The sequence below is a fragment of the Paenibacillus sp. FSL R5-0486 genome, from assembly GCF_037975155.1.
Taxonomy (GTDB): domain Bacteria; phylum Bacillota; class Bacilli; order Paenibacillales; family Paenibacillaceae; genus Paenibacillus; species Paenibacillus amylolyticus.
The window spans coordinates 5,413,012-5,438,885 of sequence record NZ_CP150237.1 but is presented as its reverse complement, the minus strand read 5'-3'; the positions used below and the strand labels follow the sequence as shown (position 1 = coordinate 5,438,885).

The window sequence follows — 25,874 nt, the reverse complement described above, 5'->3', positions numbered from 1 at the left end:
TAATCAAAGGAGAGATGATAACAATGAACAGGTATGTTCTTTCGGCTAGTGAGCTCAATGAGATCTATGAACTCGTTGAATCTATTCCCGCAGACACGGATCTTGAGACGGACCGTTACTTAATGGAGGCAGCTCTATGGGGGTATAATTTACCTTTTGAACTAAAGAAGAAATTAATTGATTTTAAACAATCGGAAAAACAATCTCATCTCGTTATATCCGGATTCCCAGTTAATGATGATGATATCGGTCTGACACCCTCCCATTGGAGAGAACGGCCAGATCCTAAATTGACACGAAAGGTAGAAATCTTTTTTTCGTTATGTGGGTCAATTCTAGGAGATTTGTTTGGATGGGGGACCCAGCAACAAGGATATTACATTCACAATATACTTCCTGTAAAGGGAGATGAGAATGAGCAGTTGGGCTCAGGGAGTAATTCGTTACTTTGGTGGCATACAGAAGAAGCCTTTCATGAATATCGGGCTGATTATCTCGGTTTGTTTTGTTTACGGAATCCGGATTCAGTTGCAACAACTTATGCATCTATAGATATGTTAAATCTGGAAAAGAAGTACAAGGATGTTTTGTTTGAGCCGAGATTTTATATTTTGCCTGATGAATCTCACTTTAGCAAAAATAATGTGGGACAAGATTCATCAGAGATTTTTGATCAATTTGAAGCTAATTATTCATCGAAGCAGCCTTTATCTATTTTATTCGGTAACTACGACTCTCCCTATATAAGGCTAGACCCATTTTTTATGGGAGTTATAGATGAGAAAGATGACTTAGCCAGAGAAGCTATGGCACATATCGTATCCCAGATAGAAGATTCAATTATGGATATTACACTGAAACCGGGAGACATGTTGTTTGTTGATAATTATCGTGCTGTCCATGGAAGAAAACCATTCAGCCCCAAATATGCGGGCAGAGATCGTTGGCTCAAACGAATCAATATTACACGAGACCTTCGAAAGTCGAGAGATAGTAGAAAGAGTGCTGAATCTAGGTTGATACAGCCTAAAATGAAAAATAATGTAGGTGTTTCGACATGGACATGAAGATTTCCAAGCAAAATGTGGAAGCGGTCACAGATCTATCCCCTCTGCAAGAAGGGATGCTTTTTGAGCATATGATTAATCCACAGCAGCATCATGTAATATACCATTATCACATCAAAGCTACATTCCTAGACGAAGAGATTCTTCGCAGGGCATTAGATCATGTAACAGTTCAAAATGACACGTTGAGAACAGTTTTTCGGTGGGAAAAAATAGAAAGACCTATACGTATAGTGTTAAAGGAGTATCATGTGCCGTTCCATTTCACCAATTTATGGAGTGATCAACTCGGTTCTCAAGATCCACAAGGTGTTGATGAACTATTAGGGTCATTGCGCGAAAAAATTGATATTATGCATGCTCCTCTTCATATAGGTCTGTTAAAAACCTGTGAGGAAGAATGGCATATCGTCGTCGCATTTCATCATATTCTGATGGATGGTTGGTCCAATATGCTCTTTATGGAGCAATGGTTAGAAATATATAAACATCTGTTAAAAGACGACACCTATTCCGTAGTTCAAGAAAAAGCAAAATACAGCCAGTTCATTGAAGCCTTAAGACATACGAGCAGTCATTCAGAAAGCGTTTACTGGACGAGCTATTTAGATGGAGCAGTTAAGACCTCCTTATTTAAGAAACATAATCAGAATATAGATTCCTTCACAAACTACAAAATCAATCTTGGCGAAAATAATAAAGATTCGATTATGCATAACATTTCTACCATTCAAAGTACACTGGCCATGGCTGTTTATTCTACATGGGGAATCTTGCTTCAGAAATATGCACAAAGTGAAGATGTGCTGTTTGGGGTGGCTGTTTCCGGAAGAAATATGGAAGTCGAAGCTATTGATGAAACAATAGGACTTTTTATCAATACAATTCCTTTTAGGTTCAAACACAGTTCTGATGCTAATGTACAGCAGGTATTACAGGAGTGTGCCGGTCGCTTCCATGATGGCATTGCATTTGAACACACACCTTTGACTCGAATTCATGAATGGTCAGGTTTTGGGAAGATAAATCGTTTGTTTGACACCGTTGTGGTCATTGAAAACTACCCTATGAATATAGAAAGTATGGAGAAAAATCATAACATTTCTATCCTGAATTATGAGGTTCATGAGACTAATCCATACGATATTACACTAACGGTTACGCCATCGGAAAGAGATGTTGAGTTTAATTTCAGCTATAATAGAGAGATTTTTGAAGATGAATTCATAAAAGGATTATCAGATCAGTTTATCCATATATTAAACCGAATGTTGAGCAACCCTCAGATGAAGTTGGAGCAGCTCTGGTATTTACCTGATGTGACAGCAGAGAATCTGGATCAGAAACCTTTATCAGACCTAGAGTCTATTCGTGCTTACAAGGAGAAAACACTAGATTTAATCTTCGATGAAATTTGCGTGGAGAAACCAGGGGATGTAGCGTTGGTATATAAGAACCATATTTTTACCTACGCAGAATTAAAAGTAAGGGTCGATTCATTTGCTAACTTCCTTCACAATCAATTGGATATTAGAGCAGATGACAGGGTAGGAATATGTTTACCACGTTCGGCTGAGTTAATTATTGCTATTTTGGGTGTGTTAAGAGCCGGTGCAGCTTATGTACCAATTGACCCGACATTGCCCGAAGAGCGCATTCAATACCTTGTTGAGGATAGTGGTATGATCGCCTTGGTAACGGATACAATCCCTGAAAATTATGGCTTCCCCATGAGGCTTATTACATTAGAAGACTGGCATTCTTCTTCGAGTTCGAGTTCTATAATCATGGATTCAAGAATCCATGATGTCAGCTCACTAGCTTATGTCATTTATACGTCTGGTTCAACAGGAAAACCAAAAGGCGTTATGGTCGAGCACCGAAACGTTATTCAGTTTTTTGAGAGTTTAAATGATTACTTTAAACCGAGTACGAAGGATGCTTTACTATCGGTTACGACCGTTTCATTTGACATTTCCGTTCTGGAGTTGTTATGGACTTTATGTAACGGGATAGAGGTTGTATTAAAAGTAGATGACCATGAACAATTTGAAAGCTACGACGCTTACTTAAATACGTCCCGCAAACTAGATTTCAGCCTCTACTTTTTTGGTAATGCGAATCGGGATAAGCAACCTGAAAACGAGTATCAATTGTTACTTGAATCTTCCATTTTTGCAGATAAACATGATTTTGAAGCAGTATGGACGCCTGAACGTCACTTTCATGAGTTCGGTGGGAAGTTTCCTAATCCTGCGATAACCAGTGCTGCTATAGCAGCTGTCACTCAAAAAATCCATATTCGAGCGGGCAGCATTGTCTCCCCTTTACAAGACAGTTTGCATATCGCTGAAGACTGGGCCATGATTGACCAGCTTTCCTCTGGTCGAGTAGGAGTATCTTTTGCATCAGGATGGCATGTAGACGATTTTAGCTTGGCACCGGAACGATTTGAGAACAAAGAGGAACACATGTACAAACAAATAAAAGAAGTCAAAACATTATGGTGTGGTGGAGAGATTAGTAGAATCAATGGATTAGGTCAAACCACATCACTGCGTGTATATCCCAAGCCTGTTCAGGAAAACTTGCCGATCTGGATCACATCTGCAGGAAACCCAGATACATTTCAGAAGGCTGGGCAAATAGGTGCTAACGTACTTACACATCTACTAGGACAAGACTTGGAAACGTTAAGGAGTAATATCGATATTTACAGGAAATCCCTGTTGGAATCGGGATTTTCTCCAGATACAGGCAAGGTAACTCTGATGATCCATACTTACTTGGGTGATGAACTTGAGGAAGTAAAGAAAATAGTTAAAGAGCCGTTTTGTAACTATTTGCGTTCTAGTGCCGGACTTGTTCAAAGATTGATTGATAAACTCCACGAGGATTTTAACATTGAGTCAGAAGATGAAATGTATGAATTTGCTTTTGAACGATATTGGAATAAAGCAGCATTGTTTGGAACGGTAGAGACATGTCAAGTCATGGTAGACGAGCTTGTTCATATCGGAGTCAATGAAATTGCAAGCCTGATTGATTTTGGAATTGATTCTGTAAAAGTCTTGGAAGGGTTAGAGCGATTAAACGAATTAAGGATGAAGAGTTTCAAAGAATACGAGAAGCTTCAAGTTCATAAGGAGAAGATGAGACCCATTAATTATTTTCAAACCACTCCTTCTCGTCTACAACATATTCTAAATGATTCATCATCACACGAATTTTTAAAATCTCTGACAACAATTATTATTGGTGGGGAAGCATTTCCAGTGGAAATGTTCCACAAGCTCCGTCATATTACGGATGCCCGAATCGTAAATGCTTATGGCCCTACGGAGACAACGATCTGGTCGGCGTTATTGGATGTGGAGCAGAATAAGCGTGATTTTATACCGATCGGAAACCCATTACCCGGCGAAATGATCTATGTGGTGGATGAAAAACTCAGACCTTTGCCCCCTTACATTCAAGGTGAAATTGTAATTGGTGGAGGTGGAGTTTCGAGAGGTTACTTGAACAGAGAGCAACTAACGAACGAAAAATTTATTTACCTTCCTTCTGACCTGCGACAACAACAAGGAAAGTTCTTTAGAACTGGAGATCTTGGAGTCATACGGTCCGATGGATCGCTTGAATACCTCGGAAGAAAAGATAATCAAGTGAAAATTTCTGGATATCGCATCGAGTTGGAGGAAATAGAAGCTTTCATCCGTGCGATTGAGGGAGTTGTGAAAACCGTTGTGTTCGAAGGTGAATTCCAGGAAGGGTCAGATGCAGTGTTGCACGCCCTAATTGTTGTTCAACCACCTCTTAACAAAGAGTATATTCGTGAAATATTATATCGGCGGTTACCACGGTATATGGTTCCAAGGAACATTGTTCTCGTTGATGATATCCCCCTCAACACAAGTGGCAAAATTGATCGGGGTGCAGCAAAAAAAATGGATTTGCGGCAATTTTATGTGGAGGAAGAGAACGTTCTTCCCCAAAGTGAGGAAGAAATATTAGTCGCTGAAGTCTGGAAGCAGGTTCTTGCCCGTGATGAAATCAGTATTTCTGATGACTTTTTCTCACTCGGTGGAGATTCTATCAAAGCTATGCGTGTTGTAGCACTATTGAAGAAAAAAGATTATGAGATTGATGTGAAAGATATATTCCAACGCTCTACCATTAAAGGTCTCATTGCGAGCAAAAACAGTATTGGACGGAGTACGATACCTAGCGTAGATACTGGCAAAAAAGTGCCTTCCAGCAAGCGGAGAAGTCATTATCAATATGGTCAATTAAATAATGAGCAATTGCAACAGGTGGAACATATCATTCAAGAAAATAAAAAAATGGGAGGTTCACATCCATGAGTGATGTTCAAAGAATAGATGTTGTCCCCCCAATACAGGCAGGATTGATGTTCCATCTTATTAACGATGAACATCCTGATGGGACATATGTTGAACAGTTTGTTGTTCAGATCGAGGGACTGTTCCAATACGATAAATTTATAGAGGCTTTGCACGGCATCACGAAACGGTGTGAAGTAATGCGAACTACTTTCTTACATGAAGATCTTGATCAAGTGGTAAGGATAATCAGGAAGGAAGGATTCACAAGAGTGAATCACATGGATGCTTCCAAACTGGAGGGAGACGATGTTGAAGACCTCTTATGTAAGCTGCTGGTTGAAGACCGTACAAAGCCTTTTGTGGTATCAGAAGAAGCGCCCATACGATTTTCTATCCTCTCGACCAGCGACAACTCATTTAAACTGATTTGCAGTTATCATCATATACTCATTGATGGTTATTCCTTCAAAATTTTGTTGAGGGATCTTTTGGTTAATTATGACAATGTGTTGCATGCCCGTGGAACGGATATCCAGCTGTTGGGTATGCCAGATGCCCATTTCATTCAATGGTTGAATGAGCAAGATTGGATGGGAGCATCCGATTATTGGAATTCTTATTTGGCCAATTACGATTCCAATTATTCAATTCCAAAGAGAAATTATCAAGATGTTATATCCGAGTATAAAGAATTGAAACTTGTAGTTGATCCAGAATTGTTCAAGAACTTAAAAACCGTTGCTGCTGCATATCGTGTAACGATTAACGTAGTGTTCCAAGGAATATGGGCAATGATGTTACAACGATACGCTAATTCGGAGGACGTTGTATACGGATTGGTCACTTCACTTAGAGATCCCGGAATTGAGAATATCGAACATGCCTTAGGGGTATTCTTAAACACGATTCCAATGCGAGTGATATCAACCTCAAATACAACTCTGGTAGATTTGCTTAGAAACATTCAAAATGACATGTTCAAATCGAGAGAGTTTTCATATTATCCGCTGCACCAAATCCAGGGGGAAAGCGAAATTTCTCAGGATTTAATTGATCACATCTTAATTTTTAATAATCATGGGGATATTCCTGCTGAGGATCAACTTTCTTTTGATCTGAACGATCAAATTACAGGAATGAATGTGAGTAATGTGACATTTGCTTCAAAATCACACTATCCATTAGAAATGATATTTGATATATATACTAACCATGCTGAGGTATCCATTATTTATGATCGTAACCGTTATGATTCGGAGTTGCTCAACTTGTTTAAAGGCCACTTCCTTCGAATTGTCCAATTGGTAGCTGACCAAAAAACGGAATTGATCAGAAATTTTGATATGTTGACTGCTGAGGAAAAAGGGAAGTTATTGAGTAGGCAGGAGCTTACTAGCATGCCGGAGTTCTCATCCGTTTTTCATATGTTTGAACAACAGGCTAATGCTCATCCTAATGAAACTGCTGTAGTCAGTATACAACGGACTATGACCTATAGAGAACTTCTAAGGGAATCAACCAATCTCTCCAATGAAATGATTTCAATGGGGTTGCCTAAGGGAACGGCAGTGGGTTTGTTGTTTGATCGTAATGAATGGTTCATCATTGGTGCTCTGGCAATATTAAGATCTAACTTACGTTATGTTCCTTTGGATCCGGAAGCGCCTGAAGATCGGAATCTATATATTATGCAGGATAGCGGTATTCAATTATTGCTTTCGGAGAAGAAACTATGGGAAGCACAAGACAGGAATTATGAAGGAATGAACTGTCTGTTTATTGACAAAGCTTCCCTTTCCGATTCGGACCAAAAACCGAGCGCTTTAACTTATCCAGTTCTGTCTGATGACGGAGCTTACATTATCTACACTTCCGGAACAACAGGAAGGCCCAAAGGGGTTGAGATGCAACATAAGAGTATTATCAACCTAGTAAGAGGTCTATCTCTTGAAATATATGCACCCTTTGAGAAGAAACTAAATGTGGCTCAGCTTGCGCCATTTTTCTTCGACCAATCCATAGAGGAGATTTTCAGTTCTTTATTGCTTGGTCACACCCTATTCGTTGCGACAAACGAAGAACGTTTGAATCAAGAGCAATTACTTCACTTCCTTGATAATCATGCAATTCAAATGATGAATGGCAGTCCAAGTTATATCAGATCTGTTCTTTTTGAAAACAAACAACCACGATTTTTGCGCCGCTTATTAATTGGTGGTGAAAAGGTGCCTCATCAGTTGCTGGAGGACTTGTTTCAATTATACGGGCAGGAAGATCTGGAAGTATTTAATGTATATGGTCCAACGGAATGTTGTGTGGATGCAACGTACTACAAAGTAAACCTGAATGAGATCAAGAGTTGGCAAACTACGCCTATCGGTAAACCAATGATGAATAAAACGGCATATATTCTGGACAAATATGATCGTTTGCAGCCAGTTGGCATTTCAGGAGAACTCGTAATTGGAGGAGAGGGCCTCTCCACGGGTTATATACGCTTGCCGGATATGAGCCGGTCCAGATTTGTGCCGAATCCTTTTTTGCATAATGAACAAATGTATCGTACAGGAGACCAAGCTAAATGGTTATCGAGCGGTTATATTGATTTTTTAGGCCGTAACGATCGAATGGTAAAGCTGCATGGTTATCGAATTGAATTGGAAGAAATCGAAAAATGTCTGTTATCTCATAGTGCTATAGAAGAAGTCGCTGTCTTATTGAAAGATACCGAAGATCGAAAATTTCTATGTGCATTTGTTGTTGTAACTGAGGGGAAAGAGATATTGGACCATGACTTGAAACTATGGGCCTCACGGACTTTACCTCCTTATATGGTGCCAACAAAAATAGTCTTTTTAGAGGAGTTTCCTCTCTCTGATCGTGGTAAGGTGGAACATCATCTACTAGAGCGAATGAATGTAACGGGTGGTAGTTCAGAACAAGTTACTCGAGATCCTGAAGTGATGAAAATCATTCATCTATGGGAGGGGATTTTTAAGTTTGAGGGCATTGGGCCACAGGATCACTTTTTCGAGCTTGGAGGGCATTCTCTATATGCGGCTAACTTCATTTCTAAGTTGAAAAAAGAGATGGGAATCAATGCAACACTCAAAGAGTTATTTCTATATCCTACACCCGCCGATTTTGCAAAATTAATCAAACACAAACTTGTTCAGGGTTCCTCTGTTGAAGAACTCGAACCGATGTTTGAAGCAACGTCTACGCAATATTCGTTGACACCTGCTCAGACACGTATGTTCCTAATGCACCAAATGAACATGAACAGTACAAAGTACAATATCTCTGGGAAATTTAGGATTAATAAACCGTTGGATACTAGTAGACTTCGGACTTGTTTTCATCGTTTGTTGAAAGAACACGAGATTCTAAGAACACGCTTTTCGGTCGTGGATGGGACCATCATGGCAAGCATATTGCAGGAGTGGAATTTCAATGTACATGTGTGGCAATCTGAGCCAGCTGATGACGAATGGATAACAAGTTTTGATTTGAATGATGCTCCTTTGCTGCGAGTCTCTGTTTTTGAAGTAACCGAAGAGTGCTTTGACTTATTTATTGATATGCATCATATCATAACTGACGGCATATCAAACTTGAATTTAATCAATCAATTCATTCTTTTATATGATGGCGAGCCTGTAGAAGCAAATTACAGCTCTTATAAATATTATGCCTTATGGTTTGAAAGTTATATGAAATCGCAGAAATCTCGGGACGATCAGGCGTACTGGTATGGAAAACTAGAGGCTGAACGGACAGATTTCACTTTATTACCTGACTACTCAAGAACATCGGAACAAGATGGAAAAGCCGAGACTGTTTGGATTGAACTGAACGCTGCGATGACTGCTTCACTTCGAGAGTTGGCGAAGGGGCAAGACGCGACCTTATTTAGTGTATTGCTGGCCGCTTATAACGTGATGATATACAAGTATAACGGACAAGAAGATGTATTATTGGGTACAGCTGTGTCAGGACGGACTCAGCCCGGCTTTGAAGAAAGTGTGGGCTTATTTGTAAACACCATCGCTTTAAGGAATTACCCATCTGGTGGGAAGACATTTACCGATTTTTTGAATGAAGTAACGGATTCATTAATGAATGATCTTGAACACCAGGATTATCCGTTTGATCAGCTTGTTGACGATCTCTCAATCAAGAGGGAGCAATCCCGCAATCCTATTTTTGACGTCATGTTTATTATGCAGAATAGGACACATGCAGACAATCAAATGAATGAACATGATGATATTGTTGAACACGTCGTTGCGAGCGGTGATGCCAAATTCGACTTATTGATCGAAGTATTCGAACATACAGATGACATGTTAATCAAACTTGAGTTTAATAGCAGTCTGTATACAAAAAATACGATTGAAAAACACGGTGAATATCTCGTTCATTTAATTGCAGATATCTTGTCAAAACCTCATGAGAAACTTGCTAATCTTAACTTTATGAGACAAGTAGAGGTGGACGAGATCATCCATGCGTTTGATCGTACACAGATGGAATTCCCTGTTGGCAAGACGATTCAGCATCTTTTTGAACAACAGGTTGCAGCAGTACCTGACCATATTGCTGTTAACGATCAAGTTGAAGCGCTTACGTATCGTCAACTGAACGAACGTAGCAACCAATTGGCAAATGCTTTACTAAACAGGGGCGTATCTGCTGGGCATTTCGTTGCCTTGCATATGGACAGATCTATCCATGCAATCGTCAGCATATTAGCCATCCTAAAGGTCGGGGCAGCATATGTACCCATTAATACGAAGTATTCCGATGATTTGATTCGTTACATTATGGAAGATTGCGGCGCAGAATTTGTTATCGCTGACTTACCATCTGACGTATGGGATGCACTCGATACATCCGGAAAGAAAATAAGCTTGAGTGATCTGGTTGAGATCTATGAGACCGGAGATACAACAAATCCGGGGATAGCCCTTACACCTGAACATCTCGCATACCTAATCTATACATCTGGAACTACAGGCAAGCCTAAAGGAGTTATGATCACGCACGCCAATATCGTTAGATTGTTTGAGAATGAAGCACCGTTCTTCCCATTTCATGAGCAGGAAGTCTGGACCCTTTTTCATGCATTGAGCTTTGATTACTCAGTATGGGAAATGTACGGGGCTCTTCTAAAAGGTGCCAGATTGGTCATTGTTCCAAACGAGGCTGTGTACGATAATCGTGAATTTTTGGAGTTGCTAATTCGGGAGAAGGTAACCGTGCTTAACCAGACCCCGGGAGCATTGTATGCATTAATTAAGGTCATTTTGGAGCAAGACGTGGATCTGCCTTTGAGATATGTTATTTCTTCAGCAGAAGCGGTTCACCCGATAAGATTGCTTGCTTTTCATGAAGCTTATCCCGAAATAAATATCTTAAATATTTACGGGATCACGGAAACAACCATTTTTACAACATATAAGGAACTTCGACATGAGGAGATGGCTAAGGATAATCGGAGTGTTGGAAGACCAATTCCTACTCTAAGCACGTATTTGCTGAATAAAGATGGACAGCTTTCTCCACAAGGTGGAATAGGCGAACTTTATGTGGGTGGAGCAGGTGTGGCAAGAGGTTATTTGAACCGAGAAGAACTGAACCAAGAGAGGTTCCTGGACAACCCATTCGCTGCGAACCAAAAAATGTACAGGTCCGGAGATTTAATGCGTATGTCGTCTGCGAAGGAGCTTGAGTATGTTGGTAGAATTGACGATCAAGTGAAAATAAGAGGATACCGCATAGAGTTATCAGACGTTGAAGAAAATTTAATGACGTATCCTGATATTGACGAAGCTTCGGTTCTGTCCCTGGGAGAACACCCAAATAACTACTTGTGTGCTTTTTATGTTTCACAGAGCCAGCTGCCAATCGAGGAGCTGAAAAGTCACCTTAACCAAAAACTTCCTTCTTATAGTGTGCCCTATAAATACGTACATCTAAATACCTTTCCCCTTACATTAAACGGGAAAATAGATCGTCGAAAGCTGATTGAGTTAGCCGAGCGTACGGAAGCGAATCCCAAAACTTTACCAAGGAAGGAAATGGAAATGAAGATAGCCACGTATTGGTCTGTTCTCTTGGAGAAGCAAGGATTCGGGATTGAGGATGATTTCTTTGAATTAGGCGGAAATTCGTTACAAGCTATGCAGTTGGCGGATTATTTGCAGAAGGAATATCAGATCAACTTCACAATCAAAGATGTATTTGATAATCCAACGATTGCATCGTTATCAAATGAAGTTGCTAAATCGGCCAGAAGGAATAGAGATGACCATATAGCGACGAATGTAATTACCGGAGCTCGGTATCCATTATCTCTAGCCCAAAACAGAATTTTTCTACTGAGTCAACACCCTAATATCGGGATGTCATATAACATTGTAAGTAAGTTTGATTTGTTTGGGACATTTGACTTTTTACGCCTTGAATCTGCTCTCCAAACAATCTTAGAGCGGCATTCCGTATTGCGTTATCGTTTTGGATATCACAAAGGCATGCCTGTGCAGTTTATGGGCGATTACGATAATTTCTTATACTGGTTTGATTCGACACTCGAAACGCGAGATCAGTTAATGGCTCAGTTATTGCAACCTTTCGATGTTGTTGGGGAAGAACCTCTCTTCTCAGCAGCAGTCATACGGATGGAGAATCATCATCATATATTGGTTATAAATATTCACCATCTGATCAGTGATGGAATCTCTATGGGGATTTTGGAACGTGAGCTGATGGCGTTGCTTAGGGGAGAAACATTGCCATCCATTGAATACCAGTATCATGATTATGTGATTTGGGAAACGGAGCGTTATAAGCGACAAATGTTGGACATTGACAAAAACTATTGGCTTACGACCTTCAGCGATTTTAAGCCTACTATCGCCTTGAATACAAATACTCATGTTCAGTCCTTTAGAGGCGGAGCGGTTTCATATATCCTGCCCCAATCCCTCCTCGAAGACTTGGCAACTTTATCAAACGACAAGAAAACAACCTTATTTAATGTGCTGCTTACCTTATACAAATGTACCTTGCATTTACTATGGGGATCTGAGGACATCGTTGTAGGAACACCAGTCTCAGGAAGGGTGGACCAGGAATTTTCCGATACCATGGGTATGTTTGTTAATACATTACCTGTACGCAGCAAGCCACATGGAAGCATGAACTATAATGACTACTTGAATCACATAAAAATGGTTATGCAGGAGGCATTGAAACATCAGCTTTATCCGTTGGATAAGTTGGTGGAAGAGCTTGGGATTGCCACCGTTCCGGGACGATCACCTTTATTCCGTTTCATGTTTGCTTATGAAGTATGCCGGCCTTCTGTGTTCTACATTGACGAATTGAAGATCGTCGCTAATGAGACTATGGATGATGGAAGCGCCATGATGGATCTTTCATTTGTAATCCTGGAGAGCCCTACAGGGACGGAAATTCAGGTCGAATATGATACCTCCCAATTCAGCAAGGATATGGTCGAGTATATAGTTGAAACTTTCGTTGAGATTGCGGGCCAAGTTCGAGATGATCATGATATTAAATTGAATCAGATTAAAATTAGGCAGCAGAACGAGAGTGAAGGCGGATGGAATACGCAGCAGTTCGAGTTTGATTTTTGATCTACTGATCTACTGTAATTGTAACAGTCGTCGGCAATATGATTGTCGACGACTAATCAAATGGGAGAAAGCGAGGGATTATGGTGCCTACTGAAAAGAACATGGATGAAGCAAAACAGTTTTGGGAAAACGTGCTGGGGAACGAATCATATCCAGCTACAGATATAACCATGCGAGTACACCCGTACACCTTGTCAGAAGGACAAGGGATGGTTCGAAGAACGGTGGATCAACAGACAGCCGATCTTTTGAAACAAAGATGCAAGCATAATGATTCATTAATATTTACTTATCTTCTCACCATATGGAATACGATGTTCGGCCAGTATACAAGAAGCAGACGTATCGCTGTTGGTATTCCTAATATGAAATCTAATTACAGAATCCCTCAAGTGAGCCTGACATTACCTTACTTTCAAGACTTGAAGCCCGAGGCTAGTTTAAAAGAAATGTTGATTGAGACCAAGAGTAAACTGGATACTCTGTATGCACATGCTTCAATTCTTCCATTCGTTGAAGAAAATAATCAGCCTATGGACACACTGTACAATGTAATTATCGGCTATAAGCCTCTTCATGGAAGCCACATCATGGATAGTCTCTCACGACAGTATCCGATCGTTCTTTGGATGAGTAGCGCGTTGGACGAATTGGAAATAAGCGCAGCTTATCAAGCCGATTTTAGTGAAGAGCAAGTGCGAGTGATGTTGGGTCATTATGAACAACTACTTAGTAATTCACTTAAAGGTTCATCGGACGTCAAAATAAGTGAACTGTCAATGTTATCGCAGGAAGAACATACACAAATAGCTTACGTGTTCAACGAAAGAAAAATAGTGGAGGAACCAGAATTACCGCTACATAAGTTGTTTGAGGAGTATGCTCTTAGGTTTTCTCAGCGGAGAGCCGTACAAGATTCATATGAAGCATTAACTTACGAACAGCTGTCTGAACGCTCAGATCATATCGCTTATGCTTTGCTGGCTCAAGGCTTGAGACCAGGAGAGGTAGTTGCTTGTATCTGTGAACGATCTGTTAATACCATTTCCAGTTTGTTGGGGATACTGAAAGCGGGTGGCGTCTTCTTACCCATTGACCCGTCATCTCCAGCAGGAAGAATGGAATACATGTATAGAGATAGTGAGGCTAGAATGGCACTTGTCTCGGCAACAATGGTTTCCAAAATGGAAAAATTTGAATCTGAGATCCTCGTCATAGAGGATGTAATACAGTTTGCTTATGAAAAAAAACAAGAATTCCCCTCTATTCCAATTCAGCAAGGTGCATGCATTGTATACACATCTGGAAGTACAGGAGAGCCGAAAGGCATTTTGTTCGAACATCAGATGTTACTGCATCACACTAGTGCTTTTGGTAAATATGTCGTTTCATACGAAGAACCTAAACATATTGGTTTGATTGCACCTTACTTTTTTGATGTTTTTTTGGAAGATGTATTCTATGGTTTGTTTAACGGACATACCCTCATTGTCATATCTGATGAAGCTCAACGAGACGGTAGATTATTAATGGAATACTTAGGTGATAACGAGGTTCATACATTGAATGCTACACCTACTCAGATTCGCATATTAATGTCTACCCCCCCTCATTTATTTCAGAGGTCCCATTTAGAATTACTTTTAATTGGGGGAGAGCCCCTAAAGGAATCTTTAGTTCATGAGATTCGGGCAGTTTTTGGACAAACTGCACCAACCATTATCAATTGTTATGGACCAACAGAATGCTGCATTGATGTGACGGCTTATAACGTGGTTGAGACATCGGACTTACAGGGTGGCGCCATCCCTATAGGTAGACCTATCAAAAACGTAGGTGCATACATTCTTGGGTCGAACAATGAAATCTTGCCTGTTGGGGTGATAGGTGAACTCTGCTTTAGTGGAGACATATTGGCCAAAGGCTACATCGGAAAACCTACGGAATCTGACAGGGTCTTCATGCCTTCGCCATTTGTGTCAGGTGAAACATTGTACAAAACCGGTGATTTAGCGATGTGGCTCGCTGACGGTAACATTGTATTTATGAATCGGATGGATTCACAAGTCAAAGTCCGGGGTCATCGAGTCGAACTCAACGAAATTGAATGGGTTATTCAACAGCATAGCCAGGTTAAAGAAGCAGTGGTATTACATCAGAATGAGGAACTTTTTGCGTTCCTTGTTATGAAAGATGACTCTGCATTGATGGAGCTTGAAAAGGGAATTAAAGAAAAATTGCCATTATATATGCAACCTAAAAACTTTACCTTGTTAGAGTCTTTCCCCACAAATGCCAATGGAAAGTTGGATAAAAAGGCATTATATCCGTTGGTGAAATCAGAAGTTTCGGATAATGGGCGTTCAGAACTCATAACAAATACCGAGAAAGTGCTTGGAACGATATGGAAGAATGTACTGGATATCGAAACCGTAGGCAGAGAGGATCACTTCTTTGAGCGGGGTGGACATTCTCTAAGTGCAGCTGTATTGAGCGGTCAAATATATAAACAATTTCAGACAAATGTATCGATTAAACAATTGTTTGCGACGCCTGAGCTGTATCATTTGGCCAAGTTTATTGATGACAGCGAAAAGGAGCAGAATACCCCAATATCGCCGGCTCCTGTGGCAGCGTTCTATCCATTATCGCTGGTCCAAGAGAGACTATTCACCTTACACTCAGCCCATCCTGACAGTACGGCATACAATATGCCAGGGATCATTGAAATAAAAGGTGCTTTGGATCGTCAGCAGTTGGATATGGCCTTGGAAAGAATAATTCAGAAGAATGAAATACTCCGAACCAAGTTTGAGGTGCATGATTACGAACCTGTTCAACGTATCTTGGATATTACCAAGTTCAGTTTAGACTGGCATCAGCTTAACTATGATAAGCTTCAATCTTTCATTGATTCATTTGTGAAGCCCTTCGATTTGGCGAATGCTCCGCTATTCAAGGTAAGTGTGGTCGAGTTGGATAAAGATTGGTTCTATGTACTGTTTGACATGCACCATATTATCGCAGATGGACGAACCTTCGAGATTTTAGTTCAAGAAATATTTGATTTTTATAATGGCACAGATGTTCCAGAAAAAATGATCCAATACAAAGACTTTGCATATTGGGAGAAAGAGCATACGAATAGCTCCGAGTACGTCCATTTGAAGGATTTCTGGATGAAATACATGGGTGGAGCTCTTCCCCAATTGTCTTTACCTTATGATTATGATCGTAGCGAACATCAAACGTTCACAGGCTCCGTATGTTTCAAGGAGATCAAAGGCGAGACCGTACACATGCTTAAACAGCTTTCCAAGAAAAATGAGACCACGATGTTTATGAATATCCTTGCTGCTTACTATGTATTATTGAACAAATATTCAGGAGATCAGGAATTTATCGTAGGAACAACTTCATCTATACGCGATGATAGCAACCTGGATATGGTTATGGGACCGATGATTAATGCCATAGCTATCCGGCAAAATGTTGATCCCGAGATTGCCTTCTCGAAGTTGCTAGACCAGGTGAAGGAAAACGTGGTGAATGTATATGAGCATAAGAGCTATCCATTCCACCAACTGGTAGAGAACATTTCATTTGATCGGATGAACAATCAGAATCCTATATTTAATACCATGGTCATTATGCATCAGTTTAAGGAAGACTTTGATACCGTGGTCGAAGAGATGACGATCAAACCTGTAGCATTCGAAAATAAAATTTCAAAGATGGATCTTTCATTGGAGTTAACAGAACATCAAAATAGCATGACAATCTGCTTTGAATATAACACGCAGTTGTTTGCTCAAAGCACTATAGAAAGATTAGCCTATCATTTTGTTGAACTTTTAGATTGTATTGCGCAAAAACCTGATGAATGTATCAAAACATATAACCTTCTTTCTACAGATGAGCAAAATTGGCAAATCTACGAATTGAACCGTAACGAAGTTTCATTATCATTCGAGAAACCAATACATCATCTGATTAGAGAGCAGGCAAGGATAAATCCTGAACGAATTGCAATACGAGAAGGAAATGAAAAGTGGAATTACCGGGAGCTGATGCAGCAAGCTGATGCTTTAACCAATCAATTGGTAATGAGGGGCGCTAGTGCTGGGAAAATTGTCGGCATCATGATGGAAAGATCCTCTTCATTGATTGCAAGTATTTTGGCGGTGCTTCAAACGGGAGCAGCCTATTTACCAATAGATCCAATGTATCCTGAAGAGCGAATCAGTTACATTTTGGAAGATAGTCAATGTTTTGCATTAATTAGCGATAAACCTGTTGAGAAATTAGTAGGTGAGTGCAAATTCAACTTGGTTGTAAATTCAGAATTGGAACCTTTCGTGGAAACCCAGTGTGATGATACACCCGAAATTAGCATTCTCGAACCGGCGTACATCATTTATACATCAGGTTCTACTGGACAACCCAAAGGCGTAACGATTAGCCACCGGTCATTGTTGAATTATTCTTTATGGGCTGCCAAGGTGTATGTAGGCGGAGAACAGGATATCGCCTTCCCTTTATATTCTTCCATCGCTTTTGATTTGACGATCACCTCTTTATTTACACCATTGATCACAGGAAATATCATCGTTGTATACAACGATCCACCCGAGGAGTCTCTCAAACGGATCATTCAGGATAACTTGGTCGATATTATCAAATTAACTCCGTCCCATCTGCGACTAATGAAAGAAATGGAACTTGAGGGTAATCGCATTAAACGTTTCATTGTCGGGGGAGAAGCTCTGGAAACCAAGTTAGCTCGTGATATTGAGTCGATATATGGTAAGGGTACAATTAAAATATATAACGAATATGGCCCAACAGAAACAACCGTAGGTTGCATGATCTATGAGTTGGAGCCTGATTATGATTCACCATTCGTATCTATAGGTGTGCCAGCGGACAATACAAGGGTTTATGTTTTGGATGAGTATCTCAAGCCTTGTCCTTTAAGCGTGATTGGAGAATTGTACATCTCCGGAATGGGAGTTGGGATGGGGTATATTGGACAAGAAGAGCTCACTAGAGAGCGCTTTATTCCAAATCCATTTGAGAACGGAGAATGGATGTATAGAACAGGAGATTTGGCCAGGTTAATGCCGGATGGCAAACTTGCATATGTGGGTAGGATAGATACCCAGGTCAAAGTAAGAGGATATCGTATTGAACTAGGCGAAGTGGAGCATTATTTGAATCAGAACCCAAATATTAAGGAGTCAGTAGTATTCGTTGAGAATGATTCTATTGGTGGATATGCATTAATAGCTTGTGTAGTACCGGCTAAATCGAACTCTCCCGATGGAGTGAAAAACGTCGAAGAAGAGTTGCAATTGTATTTACCCCGGTACATGATACCGGACCAAATATATATTATGGATGAAATTCCGTACACTTTAAATGGAAAAGTGGATCGTAACGCTCTCGCCAAAAAACAGATTTCCACCAATCTTAAAACGAAGGAAAGCACAGATATCTCTGATCCAGAACGTATGGATACATTGACAACGGCATTATCTGAGATGTGGACTCCTTTATTAAATGTTTCGGAGATAAGCATCAATGATAATTTCTTTGATCTAGGGGGGCACTCGCTTAAAGCAATCATGCTCCTTTCCAGAATCAAAAAGAAATTCGAAGTTGAGATTAGTTTGGAGTCGTTCTTTGCCAATCCAACGATTGAGATGTTATCGGAACTTGTTGTGAGCCGCCAAAAACCAGTTATCCCAGCAATTAAACCTGTCGAGAACCAAGGTCATTACCCGTTGACATCTGCACAAGTGAGATTATATTTTCTTCAACAATTCAATAATGGAACCGTTTATAACATCGTTGAAAGCTTTGTTATTGAAGGTAACTTAGAGAAGGAAAAGTTCGAGTTTGCCTTGAGAAAAATGATTGAACGACACGAAATCTTACGAACCAGTTTTCATTTTACAGAACAGGATGGTTTGGTACAAATTGTTCATGATCCAGATCGTGTTCAACCACTTTTGGAATGGTGCAACTCGGCGTTGGATATCTCTGAATATGTACAACCGTTTGATTTATCTGCTGCGCCATTATTTAGAACAAGAGTGGTCCGATTGGGAATGGAGCGCCATGAAATAAAATTTGATTTCCATCATATTATTTTTGATGGCATTTCTATGGAATATTTCATCCGTGACTTTGTGAGTTTTTACAATGCAAAACATGAACTTCCTCCACTTAGCATTCAATATCGGGATTATTCCGTATGGCAGGAAGCGTTTTTACAAACGGAAACCTATGCTCAACAGGAGAAGTATTGGTTGGAACAATTGTCTGGAGAACTGCCTGTTCTTGCTTTTCCGACAGATTTTCCAAGGCCAATGGTAAAAAGTTTCAAAGGATCAGCTTTTCGATTCGAGGCAGATTCGTCCGTATCATCCCAGTTTTCACAGTTGTGTAAACGGAACGGAATTACATTATATATGGGACTGATTAGCCTCTTTGGATCGACCCTGTACCGCTACACTCAACAAGAAGATATTTTAATAGGGACACCTCTAGCTGGAAGAAAGCAACAGGAATTGGAAGGCCTTATAGGGATGTTTGTAAATACGACAGTACTTCGTCTTGCACTTTCAGGAGAAATGACCTTTACACAACTGATAGAAGCAGTCAAGAAAAATACTGTTCAGATGTTAGAGTACCAGGATGTTCCTTTTGAACAATTGGTTGAACGTCTCCATGTGGAGAGAGATACTTCGCGTAACCCCATTTTTGATGTTATGTTTGCTTTGCAAAATTATGATGATGGGGGCCTTGCAATTCAAGACTCCATAACGATTGTACCTATAAGTCCAGAAATGGAAAGTTCAAAATTTGATTTGACACTGTTTGCTTGGGAAGAGAATGAACAGATCTCGTTCTGTTTTGAATACAGTACTGATCTTTTCGAAGAACAAACGATTAAACGTCTCTCGACGCATTTTATCAATTTAATGCTCGATGTCATTGGACAGCCCAATGCGCCTATAGCACATTTAAATATGCTTGCAGATCATGAGAAGAGACATTTGAATGTGGATATTCGTTCTAGCGGGAAGGAAACCCAACCCATAACACTCTATCACTGGTTTGAACAGCAGTGTGAGCATACGCCAGAGGCTGTTGCATTAATTCACGATGACATTCAACTTACGTATTCCGAATTACATCGGCGTACTCAGACGGTGGCCGGAGCGCTTGCTTTAAAAGGAGCTGAAGCAGGGACGATTGTGGGTGTGATGATGGAGCGTTCCCCAGAAATGATTATCTCGATTCTGGCGGTGCTTCAAACGGGAGCAGCTTACTTGCCATTAGATCCCGAATATCCCGATCAACGTCTGCAATACATGCTGGATGATAGCATGACGGATGTGTTGATGACGGATAATCAAACCAGCACAAAGATGCTTGCAGATTTTCAGGGACAGCGCTTTAACGTGCAGGATATCGAATACGATTATGTATCGGAGACTATTTCTGGAAGTTATCCGGACACCGAAGCATTAGCCTATGTCATCTATACTTCTGGATCAACAGGAAATCCAAAGGGAGTCAAGGTAAGCCATGCAGCCATTTTTAATACGCTGAAATGGAGAATAAACCATTATTCGTTTAGGTTAGGTGATAATACGCTTCAAGTACCTTCTTTATCCTTTGATAGTTCTGTAGAAGATATTTTCTGTGCATTATTGTCAGGAGCAACGTTGACATTAATGTCGTCGAAGGATCGATTGGATGTTACAGCACTAACTAAAATTGCAGAGCGACATAAAATTACTCATTTTCTGATGGTCCCTAGTATGTATGCCGCTATATTGGAAACTAAGCCGGATTTCAATTATCTTAAATCGGTAACTGTAGCTGGAGAATCAGTTCATGCGCATCTCGTAAACAATCATTTTGCATTATTCCCTGACGTGAGGTTGTTTAATGAATATGGGCCAACCGAATGCAGTGTTTGTACGACAGTTCATGAATTCAAGGCAGAAGATACACAAATTCGCATTGGAAAACCTATCGATAACATGGAAGTTTATATTCTGGATAACCATGAAAGAATAGTACCCATTGGAGTACCTGGAGAACTGTATATAACAGGAAAGGGCCTTTCCAAAGGTTATTTGAATGACGATGTAAAAACGAGTCAACGTTTTGTTCATGTAACCGAATTGCCAAATCAATTATTGTATCGTTCGGGTGACCGGGGGAGATGGTTATCAGATGGTACACTGGAATATTGGGGTAGAACTGACAATCAGGTGAAAATCAGGGGATATCGGGTTGAGCTTGAAGAGATTGAACGCAGTGCAATGCAGATGGACTGTGTTACACAAGCTGCTGCAGTAATGAAGAAAACCGATGACAGCCAACGTCTTGTTCTTTATGTCATCATGGATGCGAGCCAACCAATAGAAGATTCACAATTAAAGAAAGAACTTGCTCAGAAACTACCTCCATTTATGACACCCGAAGATGTGATATTCCTGAATGAATTCCCTCGAACGGCTAATGGGAAGATTGATAAGTTGGAATTGTCCTTGCGTGAGGATCTTACGGGTTTGATTGATTGTCCAATGGAGAATGAGTCGTTGAACCAAACGGAGGCTGTTTTGTTTGATGCATGGAACATTGTATTAAAACATCATCATATAAGCAGACACGACAACTTCTTTGAGGTTGGTGGTAACTCGCTCCTGCTAATACAGTTGCATGCCAGACTAAATGAAGCATTCTCGGGATTGTTGACGATTACGGATTATTTCACTTATCCAACCATTCGAGAAATGGCTCAATATCTGGATGACACAGTTACGGGTAAGGAAGGGTCCCGAACCAATGAGGCAAGCAGAGTTACTTTGGGAAGCGACCTTGCCGCTATGGGATTATCGGATGGAGCAATGTATCGGGTGATTTTGGCTGAGGAGAAAGTAAGTATTTTGAATGAAATGGCTAAAGGCATGGCTGTGGATATTCAAGATATTACGTTTGCTATTTGGGTATATACACTGAATCAATATGCTCAATTGGATAATATATCCATTGATTTGGGGGTTTCCGAAGATTCTATCGTGCATTGTGATGTTCACTTGCCTGAATTTGAAAGCTTGGAGGAATTGGTGAGCTATCTCTATGAAAAAAGATATGACCCGAAGTCAAACAAACATGACTTTGAGATGCATTATCCAGATGGAGAAGCCAGTATTTTATATACATGGAAATCGTCCAGTTCCTTGTATCAAAAATACGATATTACATTGTTAGCACAAGAAAATGAAGAAGGACTAACCATTCAATTTATCGGCAGCTCCAGAATACGTGAGCAAACAATACAAGAGATTACCGAACTCTACGTCGCTATGATATCGGCTGTTTGTGACCAGGTTTCTAACAACACAACAGTTTGAGGAGGGGTTATATTGACAATTGCAGAAGAGAACACTCGTAAATTAGTGATTACATCGACTTTTGAATCGGACCCTATTGTGCCGCATATGGAATGGTGGGCAGAAAGAATGTTACCTTTCAAACTGAACGTTACGCTCCATAAGCAGCGGATGTTACCTGATTTGTTATACCCTAGAAGTCAGTTCATGAACTCATTCGATTATCGCGTTGTTTTTAATAGATTTGAGGATTGGATTCGTGACGATGACCACATGATGGAACCACAAAAATGTGAAAAGTTAGAGTATGCCTTTAAAGAAACATTAAATGCTATTGAGAGTGCCTCCCAAAAGGAGGCGCTCATCGTAGCCATCTTCCCTATATCCACCGAAGCAGGTTTAAGTAACACGCTATTTAGCTATATTACAGAGTTGAACCAACGATGGAGAAATGCTCTAAGTGGCATTTCCGGTGTTCACCTTGTGGATTTTGAACGCAGCCAAAAATTGTATGTCATTGAGAATCCATTCGATTATGTCAAGGATAATCTGGCGCAGATGCCATTCTCCCAGTCGTTTGATGCAGTAATGGGGGCTTATCTCATAAGACAATTGCACGCTCTGAATAATCAGAAATTCAAAGTCATTGTGCTGGACTGTGATAATACCTTATGGGAAGGTATATGTGGTGAAAACCAGACAAATGTAGGAATAGATAATCCGTTCCAATCACTTCAGCAGACCATGATTTCCAAAATGGAAGAAGGTATGCTCTTGTGCATAGCCAGCAAAAATAACGAATCAGATGTGTGGAATGTGTTCGAAAACCATAAGGATATGTTACTGCAAAAAAAACATTTCGTAAGTTGGAGGATTAACTGGAAGAGCAAGGCAGAAAATATTCGCGAGATTGCCCAAGAGTTGAACCTAGGAATGGACAGCATCATTTTCATAGATGATAGTCCACATGAGTGTTTAGAAGTTATGAATCAACTGCCTGAAGTTTTGACTCTAAAACTGCCAAAAGATAAAATGCAAATCCCTGCATTTTTATCCCATGTATGGGCATTAGACAAGTTGTTAATTACAAATGAAGACCGAAAACGCACCCAAATGCAGCTGACCAATGCACAGCGGAAAACATTGGAAACGAAGTCGCCGGAAGATTATATGAATGAACTGGGTCTCCAATTGTATATGGATGTGGCCGACTCTAGTATGATTCCAAGACTGGCACAATTGACTCAACGAACCAATCAATTCAACTCAACCATTATCCGAAGGTCGGAAAAGGAAATGTATGGATTGATGCAAGATCGGAATTATGTCTGTTGGGCGATTGAAGTTACAGACCGTTTTGGATCATACGGCCTTACGGGGTTAATCATTACTAAAATGATGCAAGAAGCATTGATTATTGATACCTTTTTGCTGAGTTGCCGAGTCCTTGGAAGAGGTGTTGAGGTTGCAGTATTCTCTTTGTTGAAAAAGTTTTGCTTGGAACGGCAACTAACCAAAATTGAACTTGTATTGATTAACGGAGATAAAAATAAGGCCATCCAACAATTTATACGAGATAACGATTGGATGGAACATGAGGTAGTGCACGAAGGAGAGCGAGTGATTACGATACCTGTGTCACGTATACCCGATGAAGTAAGCCATATCGTTTGTGTATATGGACAAGGTCTGGACGACGAATACTTGGAGAATGAAGAGCCAGCAAAGGAAACTGAAAGCAAAAGCGAGTGTATCGAATCTGTGGGTGAGTGGGATATATTCATTAATAATGAGAAGGAACTAACTCATGCTGAACAATATATCCCGCTCCTACATAGTCAACCAACTGAGTTGAAATTTTTGCCTATGGAATCCAGGAGAGTAGAGCACGTTCAACAAGAGGGACTTTCTGAACTTGAAAAAATTGTGGAAAATGCCATGTACAACGTTTGGGGAGAAAACGCCGTTTCTTGGAATGACAGACTTAATCTGAATAGTGAGGAAGTTTGGCATAAGTTTGCATTCCTATCTGAAATCTATCAAAAATTCGGTGTTGTCTTGCCAGAAGAAAAATGGGAAGAGTTCATCACGCGAGGTGATATCATCGATTTCCTCAAATTGGAATTGAGAGGAATGAACCCGTATTATGCATAAAACAATGATTCTTTTTCCCGGTCAAGGAGCACAGTTTACCGGTATGGGGAGAGCCCTTTATGACCATTACCCCATTATAAAAAGGACATTTGATGAAGCAAGTGATATCCTGGATTTTTCAGTGTCTAATCTATGTTTTAGTGGAACGTCAGAACAATTAAAGAGAACAATAAATGCCCAAATTGCTATTTTTGTGTTAAGTGTCGCAGCATACCGTCAACTTCAGAACATGCATCAATTGGCTCCCGAAATTATGGGGGGCCATAGTTTAGGAGAGTATTCTGCACTTGCATCTTCTGGAGCCGCATCGTTCGAAGACTTACTTCGCGTGGTACATTATCGCGCGCAAGTCATGGAGGAAGTAGCCGACTCGGGGAACGGAGCCATGTTTGCCTTAGAGTACGAAGTAAAAGACTTGCAGCATATTGAACAGGAGTGCGCTGATTTACGTTTAAACGATATGCAGATTTGGATTGGGGCGTACAATTCGGATAATCAGATTGTGCTGACAGGTAAGAGAAGTGATCTTATGAGTGCAGAGACGAAATGGAAAGAGAGAGGTTATAAGGTAATTCCTCTTCAGGTTTCCGGTGCTTTTCACAGTCCGTTGATGCACGAGGCAGGAGAACTTCTTGGAAGGCGTTTAAGAACAGTAGAATGGAGCCCTCCACGATGCACAATTATCTCTAATGTAACGGGTCAAGCTTATACGGGCGCTGATTGTATCGTGGAAAACTTGGAAATGCAACTGACCAAACCTGTGTTATGGACAAAATCGATGGAAACGGCCATTAGGCATGGTGTTACACACCTAACGAGTATGCCGCCTAAAAATATTTTTCAGAAGATGCTTCAATATATCGAAGGTGTAAACGTACATGCACTATCGAGCGTGGATGATTTCGAAAATTATCAAAAGAATGATGAATCAGAGATTTATAATCATCTATTGTCTATTGCAGCTGGTACTCGGAATTACAATAAAGATGTAGCTGAATATGATCGGACAGTTGTGCGAGCATACAAAGAGTTAGAGGCCATAAAATACAGCTTTTCAAGTGCACCGGGAACTGCTGAAGATCGAATCCATCGAGCGGGTCTATTGTTCTTAACTATTCTTGAAAATAAGAAGATACCTTTGGAGAGTAAAACAACGATCCTCCATGCCCTCTATCGCAAATATAACTTGAGAATAGAAAGCCAGGGTTAAACATCGAGCAGAGG

General features: G+C 40.3%; 6 protein-coding genes. All 6 read left to right on the top strand.

Annotated elements, in window-relative coordinates:
- Nucleotides 1-23: 23 nt before the first annotated feature.
- Nucleotides 24-1,067 (top strand): guanitoxin biosynthesis L-enduracididine beta-hydroxylase GntD, encoded by a 1,044-nt coding sequence (gene gntD / locus MKY01_RS24070; protein ID WP_339283886.1) that lies wholly within the window; start codon nucleotides 24-26, stop codon nucleotides 1,065-1,067.
- A complete protein-coding gene (locus MKY01_RS24065; RefSeq protein ID WP_339283884.1) occupies nucleotides 1,058-5,431 on the top strand; it encodes a MupA/Atu3671 family FMN-dependent luciferase-like monooxygenase in 4,374 nt (1,457 codons plus the stop codon). Before gntD ends, MKY01_RS24065 begins: the two co-directional genes overlap by 10 nt.
- A complete protein-coding gene (locus MKY01_RS24060; RefSeq protein WP_339283883.1) occupies nucleotides 5,428-13,077 on the top strand; it encodes an amino acid adenylation domain-containing protein in 7,650 nt (2,549 codons plus the stop codon). Before MKY01_RS24065 ends, MKY01_RS24060 begins: the two co-directional genes overlap by 4 nt.
- 80 nt (nucleotides 13,078-13,157) lie before the next feature.
- Nucleotides 13,158-22,517, top strand: a complete 9,360-nt coding sequence (locus MKY01_RS24055) for an amino acid adenylation domain-containing protein (RefSeq protein WP_339283881.1) — start codon at nucleotides 13,158-13,160, stop codon at nucleotides 22,515-22,517.
- A gap of 12 nt (nucleotides 22,518-22,529) precedes the next feature.
- On the top strand, nucleotides 22,530-24,650 hold the full coding sequence (locus MKY01_RS24050; protein WP_339283879.1) for an HAD-IIIC family phosphatase: 2,121 nt from the start codon (nucleotides 22,530-22,532) through the stop codon (nucleotides 24,648-24,650).
- Nucleotides 24,643-25,860 carry an ACP S-malonyltransferase gene (locus MKY01_RS24045; protein ID WP_339283877.1) on the top strand — a complete coding sequence of 406 codons (1,218 nt, stop codon included), beginning with the start codon at nucleotides 24,643-24,645 and terminating at the stop codon, nucleotides 25,858-25,860. The genes MKY01_RS24050 and MKY01_RS24045 overlap by 8 nt, the downstream gene beginning before the upstream one ends.
- The last annotated feature ends 14 nt before the right edge of the window (nucleotides 25,861-25,874 follow it).

Bases quoted from the DNA above. Each gene is read 5' to 3' on its own strand.
- gntD (WP_339283886.1), top strand. From the start codon at position 24: ATGAACAGGTATGTTCTTTCGGCTAGTGAGCTCAATGAGATCTATGAA.
- MKY01_RS24065 (WP_339283884.1), top strand. From the start codon at position 1,058: ATGGACATGAAGATTTCCAAGCAAAATGTGGAAGCGGTCACAGATCTA.
- MKY01_RS24060 (WP_339283883.1), top strand. From the start codon at position 5,428: ATGAGTGATGTTCAAAGAATAGATGTTGTCCCCCCAATACAGGCAGGA.
- MKY01_RS24055 (WP_339283881.1), top strand. From the start codon at position 13,158: ATGGTGCCTACTGAAAAGAACATGGATGAAGCAAAACAGTTTTGGGAA.
- MKY01_RS24045 (WP_339283877.1), top strand. From the start codon at position 24,643: ATGCATAAAACAATGATTCTTTTTCCCGGTCAAGGAGCACAGTTTACC.